The sequence below is a fragment of the Mesobacillus campisalis genome (assembly GCF_000986785.1).
In the GTDB taxonomy this organism is placed as follows: Bacteria; Bacillota; Bacilli; order Bacillales; family Cytobacillaceae; genus Mesobacillus_B; species Mesobacillus_B campisalis.
Map to the genome: position 1 here is coordinate 14342 of NZ_LAYY01000037.1, position 18137 is coordinate 32478.

Genomic DNA, 18137 nt, shown 5'->3' on the forward strand with positions numbered 1-18137 from the left:
GCTGTTATTGGGGGGATTATGTTGGTTACCATTCAAGATACTGAGTTGAGGCAAGGAATTGTTGCAGCAATTGGACGGGCTAAAGAGCTATCTCAATCTGTATTGGTAAGCGAAGTTCAGAAAATCGATAGGCTGGATTCTTTCCATTTCTTTGCCGCAGGGCGCAGCCGCTTTTTAGGTGAAAGGTTTTTTTGGCAGGATCCGCATGGAACATATAAGCTTGCCGGAGTTGGAGTAGTCAGGCAGATACAATGCGACAAGGCTTCCGGCCGTTTCGTACACATAGAAAAAGAGTGGAAGCAGTTTATTGAAACCGCCGTGCTGGCAGGAAAACAGGACGTGCCTGGGTCCGGACCTGCCATGTTTGGAGGTTTTTCTTTTGACCCTTTAAAGGATAAAACGGGCTTATGGTCAAAGTTTTCACAATCTCATTTCCATATACCTGCCTTTATGCTTACCGTCCTGGAGGACGAGGCCTATTTTACAACAAATGTAGTATGTACCCAGCACGATGATGCCAGCCTGTTTGACAAAATAAGTGAAGAGCGGCAGGCTATATTAGCTGCTGCGGTCAGGGAACAGGAGTATTCCCTGCCTAACCTGGAAGCCCTTAGGGAAATACAGCCTGAAGAATGGAAGCAGTCCGTCAAGGATTTGGTGGAGTCGCTCGAAAACAGCGGTCTTAAAAAGGTTGTGCTGGCAAGGGAATTAAGGCTGCAGTTTGATCAGGATGTAGCCGTTGAAGGAGTCCTGCAACGATTAACAGAACAACAGAGAGAAAGCTTCATCTTTGCTTTTGAAGCCAACGGAGACTGCTTCATTGGGGCTTCCCCGGAAAGGCTTGTAAAAAAAGAGGGCGAAAAGGTATTTTCCGCCTGCGTAGCCGGCTCCATACCCAGGGGGAAAACCCCTGAAGAAGACAGACAGCTTGGCAAGGTATTGCTGGAAGACCAGAAAAATCTGATTGAACATCAGTATGTAGTCGAGATGATTAAGGAAGCAATGCAGGAAACCTGTGACAGAGTAGTCCTGCCGGACGGACCGAAGCTGATGAAAATGAAATATATCCAGCATCTGTATACCCCGGTAACCGGAGAAAACAGGGCAGGAACGTCCATTCTTGACCTGGTGGACAGGCTGCACCCGACTCCGGCTTTGGGCGGCCTTCCGAAGGAGAAGGCTGTAGAGAAAATACGTGAAATTGAAATACTTGACCGCGGGCTGTATGCTTCGCCAATTGGCTGGCTTGACCATCTAGGAAACGGTGAGTTTGCCGTTGCCATCCGGTCTGCCCTCATTCAGGCTAGTGAAGCTTCCTTGTTTGCCGGATGCGGCATTGTGGCTGATTCGGATGCGGAAAGTGAATATACAGAAACCAGTATCAAGTTCCGGCCGATGCTGGCAGCGCTTGGGGGAATAAAACAGTGAATCATCAGCAAGCATTGACGAAATATCTAGCTGCATTTGTAGGAGAGATGGTGAACTCGGGAATTACCGAGGTGGTTGTCAGTCCTGGATCAAGATCGACGCCAATTGCCATGGTTATGGCGGAGCACCCTGGGCTGAATCTGCATGTCCATGTTGATGAGCGTTCGGCTGCTTTTTTTGCGCTTGGTATAGCCAAGGCAGCCAGGAAGCCGGTGGCGATTCTCTGTACTTCCGGTACGGCGGCGGCCAACTACTATCCTGCGATCATCGAAGCCGGCATTTCAAGGATTCCATTGATGGTCCTTACGGCCGACCGGCCGCATGAGCTGCGGGATGTCGGCGCTCCGCAAGCAATAGACCAGATTCATCTTTACGGCCATAACGTCAAGTGGTTTGTCGAAATGTCTCCGCCTGATGGCGGAGACGAGATGGCCAGATATGCTCGTACGGTCTGTGCCAGGGCAGCAGCCACAGCGATGAGGCAGCCGGCGGGACCTGTTCATTTGAACTTCCCGGTCCGCGAGCCTTTGATTCCGGCTCTGGAAGATTCCCTGTTCGAGTTTTCCGAACGGAAAGAACGATATGTAAATATCCAGCAGGGTGAACTCTCACTGGATGAAAGCACCCTGGAAGCGCTCGCATCAGCCGCCGGAAATGGGCCTGGGGTGATTGTGTGCGGCCCGATGGAGGATGAACGGTTCACCGAAGCGGTTATTCACCTGGCAGAGAAGCTTCAATATCCTATCCTTGCCGACCCTCTTTCACAGTTAAGGAGCGGAAGCCATGACAAGGGTATGATTATTGATGCTTACGATACCATTTTGCGAATTCCTGGAGCCAGGAAATTCCTGGAGCCGAAATTGATTCTCCGCTTTGGGGCAATGCCGGTTTCGAAGGCATTGTCACTCTTCATAAAAGAAAACCGCCAGGCGAGGCAAATAGTCGTCGATGGAGGCAGCGGCTGGCGTGACCCTCTGATTTCGGCCACCGAGATGGTCTATTGTGATGAATCAGTGTTTTGCCAGCAGCTTGCATCCCGTCTTGATAAAAGCAACAACTATGATTATGTCGGGAAATGGCAAACTGTCAATCAGCGCGCAAAAGAACAATTGGCAGAAATTCGTGATGTCCCTGAATTGAGTGAAGGTAAGCTCTTCTGTTTGCTTGCAGACCTGCTTCCACACCAAGCGGCCTTGTTTGTAGGAAACAGTATGCCCATTCGCGACTTGGACACTTTCTTTTTTCACACCGAGAAACAAATCAGGGTCCTGGCAAACAGGGGAGCCAATGGCATTGACGGCATTGTCTCGACGGCACTCGGATCAGCTGCTGTCATGAAAGAACCTCTTTACCTGGTCCTTGGAGACCTTACGTTTTTCCATGATTTGAATGGATTGATTGCGGCAAAGCTATATAAGCTGAACATAACGATTTTTCTGGTCAATAATAATGGAGGCGGCATCTTTTCCTTCCTGCCTCAGGCGGAGCATCCAAAACATTTTGAGAGGTTATTTGGAACCCCGCTTGACCTGGATTTCAGCCATGCTATTGAAATGTACGGCGGTTCCTATGTGCCGGTAACTGACTGGGATCATTTCCACCAGGCTTTTGCGGAGCTGAAGGATGAGCCGGGGCTCAAGGTAATCGAAATTTCGACAGAACGGGACAGAAACCTGTCCGAGCATCGGAATTTGTGGAAATCTGTTTCCCGGGAAATAGTCCTTACCATCGAGGGACTGGATAATGAAGCTTGAACTTAATGGAGTCGTCTACCATTTTGCAAGAAGCGGCGCAGGTTTTCCGCTGCTTCTTTTGCATGGTTTTACAGGTTCAGGGGAAAATTGGAGGCCGTTTCACTCATACTTTGGGGCCAATTCGGAATTAATCATGCCGGATTTGATTGGACATGGGAGGACAGATTCGCCTCCGGACAGCGGGCGTTACTGCATCTTGAAGGCGGCAGCAGACATAAAGGAACTACTCGATAAGCTGGATATTGCGCAAACCGATCTCCTTGGCTATTCCATGGGTGGAAGGCTGGCCATCACATTTGCCATCCTTTATCCGGAAAAAGTGAGGAAGCTGGTCCTTGAAAGCACTTCACCGGGGTTAAGGACTGAGGAAGAAAGGCAGGCGCGCAGGAAACAGGATCAACAGCTTGCCACAAGAATCCTGGAGGATGGCCTGGCAGTGTTCGTCGAGTATTGGGAAGGCATTCCCCTATTTCGATCCCAACGGAATCTTCCTGCCGAAGCTAGGGCAAATATAAGAAGGCAGCGCCTGCAAAACAAGCCAGAAGGTCTTGCCAACAGCCTTGCAGGAATGGGGACGGGATCACAGCCCAGCTGGTGGGACAGGCTTGGGCAGCTTTCTTGTGATACCCTGATCCTGACAGGGAAGCTTGACCCAAAGTTCTGCCTGATTGGGCAGGAGATGGCAGCGAGCATTCCGCATGCGGAATATAGGTGTATTGAAGAGGCAGGACATGCAATTCATGTGGAAGAACCTGAAAAATTTGGTACAATAGTAAGTAGGTTTTTGTCGAATGAATATGGCTTAAATAGTCATACGATAGAAGAACCACCGATTGATACATAAAAGGAGGATTTTATATGGCGGTAGAATGGGTTTCTGAACGTTCATACGAAGAGATTATTTATGAAACGTATAATGGGATCGCAAAAATTACAATTAATCGTCCAGAAAAGCGAAATGCTTTCACTCCCAAAACAGTGATGGAGCTGATTGATGCCTTTGCTTACGCAAGGGACGATTCCAGCATTGGGGTTATTGTACTGACCGGTGCCGGGGACATGGCATTTTGTTCCGGCGGTGACCAAAGCGTACGCGGTCATGGAGGATATGTTGGGGAAGACCAAATCCCTCGCCTCAATGTTCTTGACCTGCAGCGACTGATCCGTGTCATTCCTAAGCCTGTCATTGCCATGGTAAGAGGATATGCGATCGGAGGCGGGCATGTCCTCCATGTTGTCTGCGATTTAACAATAGCCGCCGACAATGCAATCTTCGGCCAAACAGGTCCAAAAGTCGGAAGCTTTGATGCAGGATATGGCTCCGGTTATCTGGCAAGAATTGTCGGACACAAGAAGGCCCGTGAAATCTGGTACCTGTGCCGCCAGTACAATGCCCAGGAAGCTTTGGACATGGGACTGGTCAATACTGTTGTACCTCTTGAGCAAGTCGAAGAAGAAACGATTAAATGGTGTGAGGAGATCCTTGAGAAGAGCCCTACGGCACTCCGCTTCCTGAAGGCCGCCATGAATGCCGATACAGACGGCCTTGCTGGAATCCAGCAATTTGCCGGGGATGCAACGCTGCTTTACTATACAACGGAAGAAGCAAAAGAAGGGCGCAATGCCTTCAAGGAAAAGCGTAAGCCTGATTTTGGCCAGTTCCCGCGTTTCCCTTGAGTTTCTTTTAATAACCATGCAGCTTGATGGACCTCCATCAAGCTCTTTTCATATTGGAGGGAGGACACAAATGGAGCAATTAATTCCAAACTGGCTGAAGAAAAGAGCAAGCTTGACTCCCGATCGCACTGCCATCATATTCGAAGGCCAGCATTATACTTTTAAACAAATTTATGATTCCTCTTTAAGGACGGCTGCACAGCTTGCCGGGGTTGGGGTGGGAAAAGGCTCCCTGGCAGCGGTGCTGCTCTCAAACCATAAGGATTCGGCCATCATTCTCTACGCTTTGCAAATGATTGGGGCCAGAACGATCATCTTGAACAATCGGCTTACGGCAAAGGAACTAACCTGGCAGCTCGAAGACTCACGGGCAGCACTTCTGGTAACAGAACAACGCTTTTCCAGGCAGAACCAAGAAATTGGCCATTCTTTCAAAAAGCCGATTTTTACGAAGGAAGAGCTGTTTTCCAAGCCTGGGACAGAGCCCGCAATTCAGGAGGAGTATTCCCTTGGTGATGTAACCACTATCATGTACACGTCAGGAACAACGGGTCAGCCAAAAGGGGTTATGCAAACCTATGGCAATCACTGGTGGAGTGCGACCGCTTCCGCTTTGAATCTCGGGTTGAGGGAGGAGGACCGCTGGCTTTGCGCCGTGCCGATTTTCCATATTAGCGGATATTCCATTTTGATGCGGAGCCTGATCTACGGAATGGGCATTGTGCTGCATAGCAGTTTTGATGAGAAAAAGGTGCTGGTGGATATCGAAAAATATAACACAACGATTATGTCTGTGGTCTCTACTATGCTTCAGAAAACCGTTGAAGAACTAGGCCAGGACAAACTCCCGCCCTTTTTCCGGTGTTTTCTGCTTGGCGGCGGGCCGGCTCCAATTGCAATGCTTGAAAAATGCAGGCAAAAAGGGATTCCGGTCTACCAGTCCTTTGGCATGACAGAAACATCTTCGCAATTTGCCACCCTTTCTCCCGAGTACAGCCTTTCCAAACTTGGATCTGCAGGAAAGGCGTTATTTCCAAACCAGATTATGATAGCTGATGAACAAGGGAATGAGCTCCCTTGCATGGCGGAGGGGGAAATCCTTGTAAAAGGTCCGAATGTCACCCAGGGGTATTTGCACCGTGAGCAGGAAACACAAGCGAATATCCGTGAGGGCTGGCTACATACTGGCGATATTGGCTATATCGACAGCCAAGGTTTTCTTTATGTGCTGGACCGTCGTTCCGATTTGATCATCTCAGGCGGGGAGAATATCTATCCTGCTGAAATAGAGGGTGTCCTGCTGTCGCATCCCGGCATAATCGATGCAGGAGTCGTAGGAATGGAGGATCCCACTTGGGGACAGGTTCCAGCAGCTTTCATTGTCAAAAGGGAGGAGTCGTCCGTTACAGACAAGGATCTGATTAATCTTTGTTTGGAGCGGCTGGCGAAATACAAAGTCCCTAAGAGCATTGCCTTCATGGACGAGCTTCCCCGAAACGGGGCTAAAAAACTGCTGCGAAGAAAACTTCGTGAAAAAGCAAAGGCAGATGGGGAATGAAAATTTCGAGCATCGTCCTTAAAATAATTAAAATGCCCCTTAAGAGTCCGTTTTCGACACACCTTGAAAAAGTATTAGAGAGGGAAGCAATAATTGTTGAAATCCGGGACCGTGACGGTCTCAGGGGGTATGGGGAAGGAGTCGCTTTTTCCTCCCCCTGGTACACGGAAGAAACGGTAAAAACGTCATGGCATATGCTTAAGGATTTTTTTATACCCGAGCTGAAACGCCATGGAATCAGCACTCCTGTAGAGGCAGCTGAGGCTTTTAAGAAGTACCGGGGGAATCATATGGCGAAAGCAGCCGTTGAGACGGCCTTGTGGGACTTGCAGGCTAAGCGTGATCACCGTCCCCTCTCGAGACTGCTTGGAAGTGTGCGGGAAAGCATTCCTTCGGGGGTAGTGGTTGCTGCGCCCACGACGGAAGAGGCTGTGAGGCAGACGGAAGCATACGTAAGAGATGGATATAAAAGGGTAAAAATAAAGATTTCTCCAGATAATGACTTGAAGCTTGTTTCAGAGCTTCGAAACAGGTTTCCCGGCCTTGATTTAATGGCCGATGCCAATTCGGCTTATTCGCTTGAGGATGTCGGGAGGCTGAAGGCACTTGACGAATTTGGGCTTCTGATGCTCGAACAGCCGCTAGCGCACGATGATATCATTGATCATGCCAAGCTCCAGCGGCAGCTTTCCACGCCAATCTGCCTGGATGAAAGCATTGGTAGCCTTGAAGACGCCAGAAGGGCTGTGGAATTAGGCAGCTGCCGGGTGATCAACATAAAAATTGGTCGCGTAGGAGGCCTTCTCGAAGCGATGAAAATCCACGATTACTGCTACGAGAGGAATATCCCTGTATGGTGCGGGGGGATGATAGAATTTGGAATCTCGCGTGCCCATAATATTGCGCTGGCTTCCCTGCCAGGCTTTACCATCCCTGGCGATATTTCCGGATCTGACAGGTATTGGACTCAGGATATCATCACACCGGAAATTAAGGTGAACAATGGAGAGATTGAGATTTCCCGAAGTGCAGGAATTGGATACGATATAAATGAAAAAAGACTTCGGGAAGTGACAGTGAAGGAAGAGACTTTTGCCTTCTAGCTGCGCACTTTAAGATAATGGCGGTCTGCTCATAGGCAGTCCGTCTTTTCTTTTTGTTTTTCGCTGACTGTGATTTAAATCACTACAATACTTCTTACAATCCATTATAATCACCATGAGAATATTGGAAACATACAACCTAAGGAGTGTTTAGAATGTTGGATATGAAAACCATTGAAGTCATTAAATCTACAGTGCCGGTACTTGAAGAGCATGGAGAAAAAATTACGACTGTATTTTATCAGCAGATGTTTGCCGCCCATCCAGAACTGCTGAACATTTTTAATCATGCCAACCAAAAGCAGGGAAGGCAGCAAAGAGCACTGGCCTCTGCGGTTTATGCCGCTGCGAAATACATAGATAATCTCGAGGCCATTCTTCCGGCTGTCAGGCAAATTGCCCATAAGCACCGAAGTTTGGGAATCCTGCCCGAACACTATCCGATTGTGGGAACCCATCTGTTAGCTGCGATTAAGGATGTCCTGGGCGATGCTGCCACGGACGAGATTCTTGGAGCCTGGGGAGAGGCTTATCAAGTAATCGCTGATGCTTTCATCAGTGTTGAAGCAGAAATGTATGATCAAGCAGAGAACCAGCAGGGAGGCTGGAAAGGTTTTAAGAACTTTGAGGTGGCAAGGAAAGTTAAAGAAAGTGATGTGATTACATCCTTCTATCTAACACCGGAAGACGGCAAGGATCTGCCTGAATTCACACCAGGGCAGTATATCAGCGTAAAGCTTGAAATATCCGGCCAGGAGAATACCCATATCCGCCAATACAGTCTTTCCGACGCTCCGCGGAAGGATTATTACCGAATAAGTGTCAAGCGCGAGTCCAATCCCGATCATCCGGATGGAATAGTATCAAATTATCTCCATGATTCAGTGGAGGAAGGAGACAAGCTTCCTGTCAGCGCGCCGGCGGGAGACTTTGTGGTAAACACTGATGATAAGACGCCGCTGGTACTGCTTAGCGGAGGAGTCGGCCTTACACCGATGGTCAGCATGCTAAAAACCGTTGCAGCGCTGCAGCCCGAACGCCAAGTGACCTTCATTCATGCAACCTCCAATAGCCGGATGCATGCCCTTCGGGAAGACGCAGCAGCAGCTGCAGCACAGGGCAATGTGAAAACTGTGATTTTTTATGACAATCCGACTCCGGAAGACCAGGAAAAGGCTAACTATGATGTCAAGGGCTATGTAACGAAGGAATGGTTGAAGGACAATATCGAACTTGACGAAACAGATTTCTTTTTCTGCGGACCCGTTCCTTTTATGAAGCATGTAAATACTGCATTAAAAGAGCTTGGCGTTCCCGGTGAAAGAATCCATTATGAATTTTTCGGGCCTAAAGGAGACTTGGGAGAGTAACACCATTACCTGTTTAGAGAGGGCACTTTACCAAAGTGCCCTCTCTTTTCAGTTTTCAGCTCCAGCGTTTTTCCTAACTTAATTCGTCAGCTGGCTCAAATGTTTTACAGTCCGTTCCCCGGCTGTTTTTAGCCTTCTCGCCGGTATGGCTTACCACATAAATGCGGTCGGCGCTGCACAGGTTTCCAACAGCCCAAAATGTGCAATTGCTTACTTCACAAAGTACGTCTTTGGCCATGCGTATCACTCCTTTTACGTTGATTGATACCTTTTTAGTGTTCACCAAGTCCCTGGGGCTACCCATAGCAATTTCAGGAACCGAAAAAGTCCCCCCGCGGAAGCGGGGGGACGCTGGAGTTATTTATTTAAGGCCGTATCCAGGGTTTCAAGGTTTTTTTGCATCAAAGTAAAGTAGGTTTCTTCATTTGCAATATCATCATTCGTAAGGACAGACAGGTTATGGAGATAAAGCGCGTCTGCTCCCAGCTCTTTTTGAACGGTTTCTGCAAGTCTTGACTCGAAATTCTGTTCAAACAGGACATATTTCAATCCTTCTTCTTTCCCATGGCTGATCAATGTTTGCAATTCTTTTTGGGATGGTTCATTCGTTGTGGACAATCCTGAAATGCTCAGCTGCTTCATTCCATATCTTTCTTCCCAGTAACCATAAGCGGAATGCGCAACAATCACTTCATGGTGTCTGGCATTCTTGATGGTTTGATCAAAATCGGCATGCAGTTCATCCAGTTGTTTCGCAAGCTCCTGGAAATTCTGTTCGAAACGGTTTCTTTGTGATGGTACCATCTCGATTAACTGGTCCTTTATCGCTTCCGCCAATTGCTTTGAGTACAGAGGGTCAAGCCAGACATGGGGATCGGTATCGCCATGGTGATGGCCGTGCTCATCCTCAGCAGGCTCATCTTCACCGTGGGCATGCTCATCCTCAGCATGCTCATCTTCACCGTGGGCATGTTCATCTTCAGCATGTTCATCCTCACCCTGAGCATGCTCATCCTCGCTGTGTTCATCCCCGGCTGCTTCTTCTGTATCGTCAAACTGAATATGTTCTCCTGCGGCCAGCATGGCGACCTGTTCATTTTTCAGCGTATTCTTAGCCTTTTCAACAAATCCTTCAAGTCCCAGGCCGATATAAATGAACAAATCGGAATCAGCCATTTTTATCATATCCTTTTGGGATGGTTCAAAGGTATGCTCATCCGCTCCGGGAGGATAAATGCTTTCCACTTGGACATAATCTTCTCCAATGGCTTCGGTAAAATATTGAAGAGGATATACCGTTGTGTAGACTTGGATCATTTCAGGGTTGGTGTTCTTGTTCTTGTTTTCTTCCGCTTCATTGCCTTCGGAGCAGCCGGCAAGTGCCGTTCCAAGGACTAGGATTAAAAGGATTAACAGTTTTTTCTTCATCTTGACCTCCAGTTATAATTAAATCGGATTGATTACGATTTTTGCAATAAAACAATAATCAATACGTAATGATTACGATTTACCTTATGTATCTTACAAAAAAATTTCCGAAAAGGCAAGTAAATAATTGTTGCAGGAAGATGTTTGCTGTATCCTTATTTTAAAATACTATGACAAAGGTGGTTATTATGAAGTTACTTGACAATATTCTGGATTATAATGAAAAATTTGTTGCAGACAAAAAGTATGAGGCATTTGAAACAACAAAGTTTCCCAATAAAAAGGCGGTAATCCTGACTTGCATGGATACAAGACTGCTTGAGCTGCTGCCAAAGGCAATGAATGTTTCCAATGGGGATGTAAAGATTGTAAAAAATGCAGGCGCGCTTGTGACCCATCCTTTTGGAAGCATTATGAGAAGCCTGCTTGTGGCGGTCTACCAGCTGCAGGCTAAAGAAGTGATGGTCATCGGGCATCATGACTGCGGTATGAGCGGAATGAAGTCGGATATTATGCTTGATGAAATGCGCAAGCGGGGAATAGAAGACACCATTTTTGAAACCCTAAATTATTCTGGAATCAATGTAGATGAATGGCTCCACGGCTTTGATAATGTCACGGACAGTGTCGCTCACAGCGTGGATGTCATTAAAAAGCACCCATTGATGCCGAGCGATGTACCAGTGCATGGACTGGTTATCGATCCTGCTACAGGGAAGCTGGACCTCGTCATCAATGGGTATGATGCTTAATTTTTTTCTTTGATTGCCATTCCTCGGGTACATAGTCGAACCCGCCTGGATGGAATGGGTGGCATTTCATGAGGCGCCTTAAGGTAAGCAAGCCGCCTTTTAAGGCGCCAAATCTTGTTACTGCTTCCATGCCATAATGGGAGCAGGTTGGATAAAAGCGGCAAGTCGGCGGTTTTAACGGTGAGATTGCGACCTGATAAAACCGGATGATGCCAAGCATCGCTCTTTTCAGCAATCCTATCGTCTCCTTTTGTTTGAGTGTATCATCTGGGGACATTCCATGGAAAGTCCTTTCCAGCTGAAATTTGCTGGCAATTCATGTATGATGAAAGAAGAAATTAAAGGGAGTGATTCATCCATGCCTTCAGTGGAAAGTTTTGAACTTGACCATAATGCCGTTAAAGCTCCTTATGTGAGACATTGCGGTGTCCACAAAGTAGGAAGCGACGGTGTAGTCAATAAATATGATATCCGTTTCTGCCAGCCCAATAAACAGGCAATGAAACCTGATACCATTCATACGCTGGAGCATTTGCTTGCCTTCAATATCCGCGAGCATGCTGAAAAATACAGCCATTTCAATATTATTGATATTTCACCAATGGGCTGCCAGACAGGCTATTATCTTGTTGTCAGCGGCACACCATCCGTCGAGGAAATCATCGATTTAATGGAAGATACGATGAAAGCTGGTGTCGAAGTAACGGAAATTCCGGCTGCGAATGAGAAGCAGTGCGGACAGGCAAAGCTGCATGATCTGGAAGGAGCCAAAAAGCTGATGCGTTTCTGGCTTTCCCAAAGCAAAGATGATCTTAAGCAGGTTTTTGCTTAAGCCTATAAAACGAAGCCGCCAAGAACGGCTTCGTTTTACTTTTTTTCTTTTTCCTGCCCTTCTGTCGGGTTAATGTGGGGATTGTCCTCGAGGGAGTCGACAGTGTGCTTGTACCCATAGGCCTTTGATGTGGTCCCAACGGCAAGAACTAGGACAATCAAAACGATAATGACCGAGAGAATCAAAACGATATACATAATAAATCCTCCTTTGCCTCAAAATGATTGTATCATGTTCTTTTTATGGTTTACCATCATCGAAAACAGGTTAGCATGTTTTGGGCTGTCAGCCATTGGGGAATATAAAATTGGAGGAGGATGATCAAATGTCAACAGAACTTATACAAAGTGTTAACCAGCAAGTAGCCAACTGGACGGTTCTCTACACTAAATTGCATAATTACCATTGGTATGTAACAGGTCCGCATTTTTTCACTCTGCACACCAAATTCGAGGAGCTGTACAACGAGGCAGCAATCATCATTGATGAATTTGCGGAACGGATTCTTGCGCTTGAGGGCAAACCAGTTGGTACCCTGAAAGAGTGCCTTGAGATTTCTTCCATTGAAGAAGCAACCGGTAGTGAAAACGAGGAAGATATGGTCAGGTCTCTCAGCAGCGACTTTTCAAAGATCGCCGACGAGCTCCAGGCAGGGATTGAACTTGCCCAGCAAGTCGAGGATGAAGGCACAGCAGACATGCTTCTTGGCGTTAAAAAGAGCGTGAGAAAGCATCTATGGATGTTCAAAGCGTATCTTGGATAAACAAAGCCTGCAAATGGAATCATTTGCAGGTTTTGTTTATGCCAGCCCTAACGACCGCGGGGGAAGATCAAGGAGCCTGGCGCTTTTCCCAGCAAAAAAACCCGGCTGAATGGAGGCCGGGTCTATGTATTAGCAATCAATGGATATTGCGTGATTGAAAGAAAGGTGCCCTGTGCTGGCCATATTCCTCCTGGGCGAACTTGCCTTTCAGGCTCTCGATCAGGTATATTCCCATCAGATCATACAGCTCCTGTTTATCCATATCCTTGATGATATGCAGCAGGTCCTCGCGGCTCATTTCCTCCAGGAATGCGAAGGCAAGCATATCAATATCCTCTTCGTCCCCAGTCAGTTTATGACGGTACATTTCATAAAGCTCATCGATCAGCTTCATCACTTTCACCCCTTTCCTTCATATGGTTTATCCATTTACTTTTGGTTGATTTATATTAGTAGATACCCTTCGCTCGACAATTTATTCCTATGCCGGGGCAGCCAGTTGTGTTCTTGATTTTATTTTACCATGAATAGAGCACTGTCAATAATATATCTTTCGTTTTGTGGAGAGTATTTAACAGCAAGGCGGGGGAAACTCATAAAAAAGGAGTGAATGTTCATGGCGGAAAGCAGGAAAACGTACTATATCGATGTTGCGAGCGGTGAGATTTCCCAAAGTCGGACTGCCTCTACATGGAACTTTCAAATACAGGCAAATGATGAGGAAATTACTAGGCTAAGGGAGGAATTTGATTGCAGCCACAGCTCAGGCGTTGAAAATTTTCTCCGCGCCCATGTTCCTTTTCTCGAATACCATCATGACCGGCAGAACGATGAGCAGGATGCGAGTCTCAAGCGTATTTATGCGATGATTCACCAGCTGGGAGACCAGGAAGCAAAAAAGCATATTGAGAGCATGGGGATTTTGCCTTCCAAATGAATGCGAAAAGATGGATACCTGCTTTTAGTCTCCATTCATTGTATAATCATGAAAAGGAGAATATTCATTTAGCGGGGGATTCCATGTTTCATTTTCGAGATTTTCATGGCGCTGATGTTTCGCTGGCCTTTGAAGAAAATGCCTTTGGCCGCGAACCTGACCACCTATTTGTCATTTGCAGGCTGGAAGGAAAGTGGCTGCTGACTCGCCATAAAAAAAGGGGCTGGGAGTTTCCCGGCGGAAAAAGAGAGAGGGGAGAAACACCACAGCAGGCTGCAATCCGTGAAGTAATGGAAGAAACGGGAGGGAAAGTAACTTCCCTGGATTTCATCGGCGAATATAGGGTGATGGGAACAGAGTCAAGTTTTATAAAGCGGATTTATTTTGCCCGAATTGCCTTTTGTGAACAGAAAGAGGATTATTTTGAAACATATGGACCTGTAGTGGAGGAAGAGGATCTTCTTGCACAGCGTTTCAAAGACCATTACAGCTTTATTATGAAGGACGATGTCGTGAAACTGAGCCTTCGCCAGATAGAAACGGCCGGGTTGGTTTAAACCGGCCGTTTGTTGTTCATTCTGTCCAAGGGCTGAAAAAGGATTCGAGGCTTCAGCTTAACGTGAGCCATTTTTCACAAGCTTCTTTTCCAGCAATTCGACCAGCTGGTACATGAGGGTGGCAAAAACGGCAATGACAAGCAGGGAAAGAAGGACCAGGGTGAAATCGAACACCTGAAAGCCGTAGATGATCATATATCCAAGGCCCTTGGCAGACACCAAAAACTCTCCTACAATAACACCGACCCAGGAAAGGCCAACATTCACCTTTAAAGTTGAAATGATGGTCGGAAAAGAGGCCGGAAGAATAGCTTCCTTGAAACATTGCCGCCTAGTTGCCCCGAAGGTTTGCAGCACTTTTATAAAATTTGGGTCTACTTCCTTAAAGGAAGTGTAAACAACAATGGTGGTGATAATAACCGATACCAGGGTACCCATGGCGACAATCGAAGCCATATTGGGGCCAAGCGCCACAATTAGAATCGGCCCTAATGCGACCTTCGGCATGGCATTGAGAATGACGAGGTAGGGATCAAGTACTTTTGACAGAATTGGCGACCACCACAGGAGAGCGGCCAGGCATGTGCCAAGCAGCGTCCCGATAATGAAGCCAAGCACGGTTTCCGAAAGGGTGATGGAAAGGTTAGCCGCAAGCGACCCGTCAAGGGATTTGCTGATGAACAGATTCCAAATGCTTGATGGAGAACTGAAAAGGAGCGGGTCGATCCACTGGTTTTTGCTAGCCGTTTCCCAGCATGCGAAGAACAGGATAAAGATGAGAAGCTGGGAAAACCTGACCAGTCTTTTTTCGCGTTTCAGCTCTTTTAAATAGTGTTCATGCAGCAGTTTGACTTCATTATTCTGGTTCAAGTGACTCCAGCTCCTTCCATATCAAATTGAAAAGGTCATTGAACAATGGATGGTTCCTCGCTGCGAATGGCGGCCGTTTTTTCAGTTCGGAAGGAACGGGAAAGGATTTGTGGATGGTTCCCGGGCTTGCTGAAAACAGGATGATCCGGTCGCTCATCGCGATGGCTTCCCCGATATCATGCGTGACAAGGATGGCTGTTTTGTTAAAGCGTTTAAGGGTATTGGAAACCAGGTCCTCCAGCTTCAGTTTCGTCTGGAAATCAAGGGCCGAAAACGGCTCGTCAAGCATGAGCAGTTTAGGTTCAGTGGCGAGCGTCCTCACAAGGGCAACCCGCTGCCGCATGCCGCCGGAAAGCTGTTTTGGGTAGTCTGCTTCGACATTTTGAAGCCCCATTTGACGCAGCAGTGACAGGGTCTGTTCTCTTTTATGGTCATCCAGGCTGCGATTTATCTTAAGGCCAAGCAGAATATTTTCCTCTATCGTCTTCCACGGGAATAGGTAATCCTGCTGCAGCATATAGCCAATGTCATTCTCAGCCCTGTTTACCGGTTTATTTTCCAGCAGGACTTTACCGTTCGTTGGCTGGATAAGACCGGCGATGATGGAAAGGAGAGTGGTTTTACCGCAGCCGCTTGGGCCAAGGAAAGAAACGAATTCGCCTTCCTTGACCTCAAGTGAGATGTCCTTAAGGGCAGTTGTGGCAGAAGATACGGTAAAATACGTATGCTGGATACCTTTGAGAGTTAAAAAGTCCATTGGCTGCACCCTTCCTTACTTTAAAATGCTTTCGGCAACGCTTGTATTGACCAGGTCTTCATGCTCAACATACTCAGGGAGTTCGCCTGCTTCATCCATAATGTCCTGGAGGTTGTTCCATTCATCTTCGTCAAGGATAGGATCCGTCGCAAATGATCCCTGGCTTTTATAGCGTTCAATGACTGTCTCGATAATGTCCAGTCCAGTGTCCTCAAAATAGGGCTGGATTACCTCGGCCACTTCCGCTGGGGGTGACGTCTCCACCCATTGCTGGGCTTTATAAATCGCCCGGGTAAACTTCTCGACTGTCTCGGCATTGTTTTTCATGAAGCTTTGTTTTGCCATGAAGGTCGTATAGGGAACAAAACCGGACTCAGTTCCAAATGAGGCGACAATATGGCCCCTGCCTTCTTTTTCAAAAATGCTGGCAGTTGGTTCAAATAACTGGACATAATCGCCTGTTCCCGAGGCAAATGCACTTGAGATGTTTGCAAAATCAATATTTTGGATCAGTTTTAAATCGGCATGTGGGTCAATTCCATGCTGCTTTAACACAAACTCGCCAACCATCTGGGGCATTCCGCCTTTCCGCTGGCCAAGGAAGGTTGACCCTTTTAGCTGTTCCCACGAGAAATTGTCCACTGGGTTCCGGGAAACCAGGAAGGTGCCGTCTGTTTGTGTCAGCTGGGCAAAATTGATTACAGGGTCATTTGAGCCCCTGGCGTAAACATAAATGGAAGTCTCCGAGCCAACCAGGCCTACATCCGCGCCATTGGAGAGAAGGGCAGTCATGACCTTGTCTCCTCCCCAAGCCGTTGTCAGCTCCACTTTCAGCCCTTCTTCTTCAAAGAATCCCTTGGCAAGGGCAACATATTGAGGGGCGTAGAAGATTGAACGCGTCACCTCGGACAGCCTGATGGTTTGAACCTTTTCCGTGCTGCAGGCAGCAAGGGGAAGCGTCAAAGCAAAGGTGAGAAGCAGTAACCATGCTCGTTTGAACCACTTTTTCATTGTAAATCCTCCTCTGGTGCTGGTTTGGGGTAGTGTTACAATTATCGTATGGAAAAGAGCAAAAATGTGTGAATGCCCATTTAATCTGATGTATAAAAAGGAGGTGCCAGGCATTGACAGCGAACGGAGAAATCATTTCAAGGCATAGGTTTCCATCCCCGAACCCTCAGGTCACGATGGAAGTGGTCACCTATTATTCTGGAAGTCTAAAAGTAAAAGGGCTTCTGGCACAGCCGAAGGAAAAGGGCTGTTATGATGGATTTTTATATTTGCGGGGAGGAATTAAGAGCGTCGGCGAGGTTAGGCCGGCTCGGATTGCCCAGTTTGCTTCAGAAGGTTTTATAGTCTTTGCTCCGCATTACCGCGGTAATCGGGGAGGTGAGGGGAATGAGGACTTTGCCGGAAAGGACAGGCAGGATGCCTTTGCGGCTTTTGAACTGCTGCGGTCATTGCCCGACGTGGGCCGGATTCATGTGTTCGGGTTTTCACGCGGCGGCGTCATGGCCCTTTATACAGCCATTCGTTACAAAGAGGCAGCTTCTGTAGTGACCTGGGGAGGTGTCAGCGATATGGCCCTGACATATCTGGAGAGGAAGGATTTAAGGAGGATGATGAAGCGGGTCATTGGAGGAACCCCAGCCAAATTCCCCGGCCGTTACCGCTTCAGGACCCCGCTCTACGACCTGGAAAAACTCGAGGCTCCCGTTTTGATCATTCATGGCGGAAAGGACACGAATGTCTCTGTAGAACATGCCAATCGTCTGGAAAAGCGGCTAAAGGATCTTGGGAAACCGGTGACAAGCTGGTACTTCAATGAATATACCCATTACTTCCCGCCGGCTGTGAACAGGCAGGTGGTAAAAGATTTAACAAATTGGATGAAAACCCAGTCTCAACAATGATAAAATACAGGTAAGAAATCTAGGAAGGAGTGCGCCGTATGGGGATGCCCCTGGAACTGAATACCATGATCGTCACTAAAGGAAGGGAAGAGCGGCTGGAAGAGAACCTGTTCCTGCTGGTAAAGGAAGGTTACCGGCTCTATCCGATTGATATCCCTCTTGAGGTAAAGAAAACGATTGAAGGCGACACTAGCGGAACAGCAATCATCAAGAAGCTTGAATGGTCCGGAAAAGAGACATTTGTGACCTATCAGCTGGTTTCACTTAATTCGACCAATTAAAAAAGCGCCGTTGCGCTTTTTTTGTTTTAGGGAAGTTTGCCCTGGGCTTGGGTGGAGATTGGCGCAAAAAGTCTTCCCGAGGTTGGAGAAATTGCGTTAACGCAGGGTCTTGGCGCAAAAAGTCTTCCCGAGGTTGGAGAAAATGCGTTAATGCAGG

At 47.4% G+C, this 18137-nt stretch carries 22 protein-coding genes; 14 read left to right on the top strand and 8 right to left on the bottom strand.

From position 1 onward, the window contains the following. Positions 1 to 18 precede the first annotated feature (18 nt). From WQ57_RS20570 to hmpA, 7 genes are all read left to right on the top strand, one after another. Positions 19 to 1428 (top strand): isochorismate synthase, encoded by a 1410-nt coding sequence (locus WQ57_RS20570; protein ID WP_338151915.1) that lies wholly within the window; start codon positions 19 to 21, stop codon positions 1426 to 1428. Then, positions 1425 to 3182: a 2-succinyl-5-enolpyruvyl-6-hydroxy-3-cyclohexene-1-carboxylic-acid synthase gene (gene menD / locus WQ57_RS20575; RefSeq protein WP_046525630.1), complete on the top strand. Its 1758-nt coding sequence runs from the start codon at positions 1425 to 1427 to the stop codon at positions 3180 to 3182. Before WQ57_RS20570 ends, menD begins: the two co-directional genes overlap by 4 nt. Next, a complete protein-coding gene (menH, locus tag WQ57_RS20580) occupies positions 3172 to 4026 on the top strand; it encodes a 2-succinyl-6-hydroxy-2,4-cyclohexadiene-1-carboxylate synthase (RefSeq protein ID WP_046525631.1) in 855 nt (284 codons plus the stop codon). The genes menD and menH overlap by 11 nt, the downstream gene beginning before the upstream one ends. Before the next feature lie 14 nt (positions 4027 to 4040). Next, on the top strand, positions 4041 to 4859 hold the full coding sequence (gene menB / locus WQ57_RS20585) for a 1,4-dihydroxy-2-naphthoyl-CoA synthase (RefSeq protein ID WP_046525632.1): 819 nt from the start codon (positions 4041 to 4043) through the stop codon (positions 4857 to 4859). 70 nt (positions 4860 to 4929) lie between these two features. Next, on the top strand, positions 4930 to 6417 hold the full coding sequence (locus tag WQ57_RS20590; RefSeq protein ID WP_046525633.1) for an o-succinylbenzoate--CoA ligase: 1488 nt from the start codon (positions 4930 to 4932) through the stop codon (positions 6415 to 6417). Further along, positions 6414 to 7520, top strand: coding sequence for an o-succinylbenzoate synthase (gene menC, locus WQ57_RS20595; protein ID WP_046525634.1), 1107 nt, complete (start codon positions 6414 to 6416; stop codon positions 7518 to 7520). The genes WQ57_RS20590 and menC overlap by 4 nt, the downstream gene beginning before the upstream one ends. Before the next feature lie 155 nt (positions 7521 to 7675). Further along, positions 7676 to 8890, top strand: coding sequence for an NO-inducible flavohemoprotein (hmpA, locus tag WQ57_RS20600; RefSeq protein WP_046525635.1), 1215 nt, complete (start codon positions 7676 to 7678; stop codon positions 8888 to 8890). Positions 8891 to 8963: 73 nt separating this feature from the next. Here hmpA and WQ57_RS26000 read toward each other — a convergent pair whose 3' ends face one another. Then, a complete protein-coding gene (locus WQ57_RS26000) occupies positions 8964 to 9128 on the bottom strand; it encodes a DUF1540 domain-containing protein (protein WP_064537400.1) in 165 nt (54 codons plus the stop codon). A gap of 119 nt (positions 9129 to 9247) precedes the next feature. Then, entirely contained in the window at positions 9248 to 10318 is a 1071-nt protein-coding gene (locus tag WQ57_RS20605) for a metal ABC transporter solute-binding protein, Zn/Mn family (protein WP_046525636.1), read from the bottom strand. A 188-nt stretch (positions 10319 to 10506) separates the two neighbouring features. On the opposite strand from WQ57_RS20605, the gene WQ57_RS20610 reads away from it, so the two are divergent. Next, entirely contained in the window at positions 10507 to 11070 is a 564-nt protein-coding gene (locus WQ57_RS20610) for a beta-class carbonic anhydrase (RefSeq protein WP_046525637.1), read from the top strand. On the opposite strand, the gene yidD is transcribed toward WQ57_RS20610, so the two are convergent. Continuing rightward, the gene (yidD, locus tag WQ57_RS20615; protein ID WP_420912408.1) at positions 11051 to 11290 is read right to left on the bottom strand and encodes a membrane protein insertion efficiency factor YidD; all 240 of its coding nucleotides are present in this window, start codon (positions 11288 to 11290) and stop codon (positions 11051 to 11053) included. The two genes, WQ57_RS20610 and yidD, sit on opposite strands and share 20 nt — an antisense overlap. 138 nt (positions 11291 to 11428) lie before the next feature. Between yidD and WQ57_RS20620 the strand changes: the two genes are divergently transcribed. After that, entirely contained in the window at positions 11429 to 11902 is a 474-nt protein-coding gene (locus WQ57_RS20620; RefSeq protein ID WP_046525647.1) for an S-ribosylhomocysteine lyase, read from the top strand. Between the two features lie 35 nt (positions 11903 to 11937). Here the strand turns inward: WQ57_RS20620 and ytzI are convergent, their stop codons facing one another. Next, on the bottom strand, positions 11938 to 12099 hold the full coding sequence (gene ytzI / locus WQ57_RS26320; RefSeq protein ID WP_084820338.1) for a YtzI protein: 162 nt from the start codon (positions 12097 to 12099) through the stop codon (positions 11938 to 11940). A gap of 128 nt (positions 12100 to 12227) precedes the next feature. Here ytzI and WQ57_RS20625 point away from each other — a divergent pair, with 128 nt between their 5' ends. Then, a complete protein-coding gene (locus WQ57_RS20625) occupies positions 12228 to 12665 on the top strand; it encodes a Dps family protein (RefSeq protein WP_046525639.1) in 438 nt (145 codons plus the stop codon). Between the two features lie 136 nt (positions 12666 to 12801). Here the strand turns inward: WQ57_RS20625 and WQ57_RS20630 are convergent, their stop codons facing one another. Then, on the bottom strand, positions 12802 to 13059 hold the full coding sequence (locus tag WQ57_RS20630) for a DUF6154 family protein (protein ID WP_046525640.1): 258 nt from the start codon (positions 13057 to 13059) through the stop codon (positions 12802 to 12804). 222 nt (positions 13060 to 13281) lie between these two features. On the opposite strand from WQ57_RS20630, the gene WQ57_RS20635 reads away from it, so the two are divergent. Beyond that, entirely contained in the window at positions 13282 to 13602 is a 321-nt protein-coding gene (locus WQ57_RS20635) for a hypothetical protein (RefSeq protein WP_046525641.1), read from the top strand. An 83-nt stretch (positions 13603 to 13685) separates the two neighbouring features. Next, entirely contained in the window at positions 13686 to 14159 is a 474-nt protein-coding gene (ytkD, locus tag WQ57_RS20640; protein WP_046525648.1) for an RNA deprotection pyrophosphohydrolase, read from the top strand. Positions 14160 to 14216: 57 nt separating this feature from the next. Here ytkD and WQ57_RS20645 read toward each other — a convergent pair whose 3' ends face one another. The 3 genes from WQ57_RS20645 to WQ57_RS20655 are packed head-to-tail and all read right to left on the bottom strand — an operon-like array spanning position 14217 to position 16797. Then, positions 14217 to 15029: an ABC transporter permease gene (locus WQ57_RS20645; RefSeq protein ID WP_046525642.1), complete on the bottom strand. Its 813-nt coding sequence runs from the start codon at positions 15027 to 15029 to the stop codon at positions 14217 to 14219. Further along, a complete protein-coding gene (locus WQ57_RS20650; protein WP_046525643.1) occupies positions 15016 to 15786 on the bottom strand; it encodes an ABC transporter ATP-binding protein in 771 nt (256 codons plus the stop codon). Before WQ57_RS20650 ends, WQ57_RS20645 begins: the two co-directional genes overlap by 14 nt. A gap of 15 nt (positions 15787 to 15801) precedes the next feature. Beyond that, on the bottom strand, positions 15802 to 16797 hold the full coding sequence (locus WQ57_RS20655; protein ID WP_046525644.1) for an ABC transporter substrate-binding protein: 996 nt from the start codon (positions 16795 to 16797) through the stop codon (positions 15802 to 15804). Between the two features lie 176 nt (positions 16798 to 16973). On the opposite strand from WQ57_RS20655, the gene WQ57_RS20660 reads away from it, so the two are divergent. Beyond that, positions 16974 to 17699 (top strand): alpha/beta hydrolase family protein, encoded by a 726-nt coding sequence (locus WQ57_RS20660; protein ID WP_084820339.1) that lies wholly within the window; start codon positions 16974 to 16976, stop codon positions 17697 to 17699. 38 nt (positions 17700 to 17737) lie between these two features. Continuing rightward, a complete protein-coding gene (locus tag WQ57_RS20665; protein WP_046525646.1) occupies positions 17738 to 17980 on the top strand; it encodes a DUF2584 domain-containing protein in 243 nt (80 codons plus the stop codon). Positions 17981 to 18137 lie beyond the last annotated feature (157 nt).